This window comes from Pseudomonas sp. NPDC089534, from assembly GCF_044749305.1.
Taxonomy (GTDB): domain Bacteria; phylum Pseudomonadota; class Gammaproteobacteria; order Pseudomonadales; family Pseudomonadaceae; genus Aquipseudomonas; species Aquipseudomonas ekonensis.
The window spans coordinates 1-1,884 of record NZ_JBIVHR010000207.1 but is presented as its reverse complement, the minus strand read 5'-3'; the positions used below and the strand labels follow the sequence as shown (position 1 = coordinate 1,884).

The 1,884-nt window shown below is 60.3% G+C and carries 1 protein-coding gene and 1 pseudogene; both read left to right on the top strand.

Annotated features, from left to right (window positions below; all coding sequences use genetic code 11):
- Positions 1-73: 73 nt before the first annotated feature.
- A pseudogene (gene tolA / locus ACIP0B_RS28430) lies at positions 74-592 on the top strand (cell envelope integrity protein TolA); the annotation flags it as partial.
- Between the two features lie 38 nt (positions 593-630).
- Positions 631-1,884, top strand: a 1,254-nt coding sequence (gene tolB, locus ACIP0B_RS28425) for a Tol-Pal system beta propeller repeat protein TolB (RefSeq protein WP_400838519.1), incomplete at its 3' end; no start/stop codon positions are given.

Genomic DNA, 1,884 nt, shown 5'->3' with positions numbered 1-1,884 from the left:
AAAGAAACCTCCACAACAAAAATCAAAAAAAGCAGAAACACAATAACCCAACAAGAAGATCTTCCAATAAGATAAGAAGAAAGCCGCCGAAGACGCCAAGAAGAAAGCTGAAGCTGAAGAGGCGAAGAAGAAGGTCGCCGAAGAAGCGAAGAAGAAAGCTGCTGCCGATGCTGCGAAGAAGAAAGCGCAGGATGCGGCACGCAAGGCTGCCGAAGACAAGAAGGCCCAGGCCTTGGCAGATCTGCTTTCCGACACGCCGCAGCGTCAGCAGGACTTGGCCGATGAGCAGGGCGACGAGGTCGCGGGCAGTTTCGATGACCTGATTCGCGCGCGGGCAGCGGAAGGTTGGGCCCGTCCGCCTTCGGCACGCAAAGGCATGACGGTTGTGCTGCAGATCGGCATGTTGCCGGACGGCACGGTGACCACGGTCAGCGTGGCCAAGTCCAGCGGCGACGGTCCGTTCGACGCTTCGGCGGTGGCGGCGGTCAAGAACATTGGACGTTTGACGGAAATGCAGGGAATGAAGCCGAGCGATTTCGCTCCGTATCGTTCCTTCAAGATGACATTCACACCTGAGGATCTAGCCTTGTGAGAAACCTTCTTCGAGGATTGCTGATCGCGGTCTGCTGCATGGCAGGGATCGCGATGGCGGATGAAAAGAACATTCTGGTCACCAGCGGCAGCGATCGGGCGACCCCGATCGCGGTCGTGCCTTTCGGTTTCCAGGGCGGTGCCGTCCTGCCGGACGACATGGCTGAAATCATTGGCAACGATTTGCGCAACTCGGGCTACTACTCGCCGATTCCGAAGCAAAACATGATCAGCCAGCCGAGCCAGCCGAGCGAAATCATCTTCCGTGACTGGAAGGCGGTGGGTGCCCAGTACATGATGGTCGGCAGCATCGTTCCGGCGGGCGGCCGCCTGCAGGTGCAGTGGGCGCTGTTCAACGTCGCCACCGAGCAGAAAGTGGCCGACGGCAGCGTTTCCGGCACCACCGAGCAACTGCGCGACATGGCGCACTACATCTCCGACCAGTCGTTCGAGAAGCTCACCGGCATCAAGGGCGCGTTCTCGACCCGTCTGCTGTACGTGACGGCCGAACGCTTCTCCGAGAAGAACACCCGTTACACCCTGCAGCGTTCGGACTACGACGGTGCCCGTGCGGTGACCCTGCTGCAATCGCGCGAGCCGATCCTGTCGCCGCGTTTCGCACCGGACGGCAAGCGCATCGCCTACGTGTCGTTCGAGCAGAAGCGTCCGCGGATCTTCGTGCAGAACATCGACACCGGCCGCCGTGAGCAGATCACCAACTTCGAAGGCCTGAACGGCGCGCCGGCCTGGTCGCCTGACGGCAATCGCCTGGCGTTCGTGCTGTCCAAGGACGGCAACCCGGACATCTACGTGATGAACCTCGGTTCGCGTCAGATCACCCGCGTGACCGCAGGTCCGGGCATCAACACCGAGCCGTACTGGGGCAAGGATGGCTCGACCATCTACTTCACCTCCGACCGTGGCGGCAAGCCGCAGATCTACAAGACCAGCGCCGGTGGCGGCGGTGCCGAGCGCGTGACGTTCGTGGGCAACTACAACGCCAACCCGAAACTGTCGGCCGATGAAAAGACCCTGGTGATGATCCATCGTCAGGACGGTTTCACCAACTTCAAGGTGGCAGCCCAGGATCTTCAGCGCGGAAGCGTAAAAATCCTCACTGATAGCACTCTGGACGAGTCGCCTACTGTTGCGCCCAACGGCACCATGGTAATCTACGCCACCCGCCAGCAGGGCCGGGGAGTCTTGATGCTCGTGTCCATTAACGGTCGAGTGAGGCTCCCGCTTCCTACCGATCAAGGCCAACTCATAGAACCGTCCTGGTCCCCTTACCTG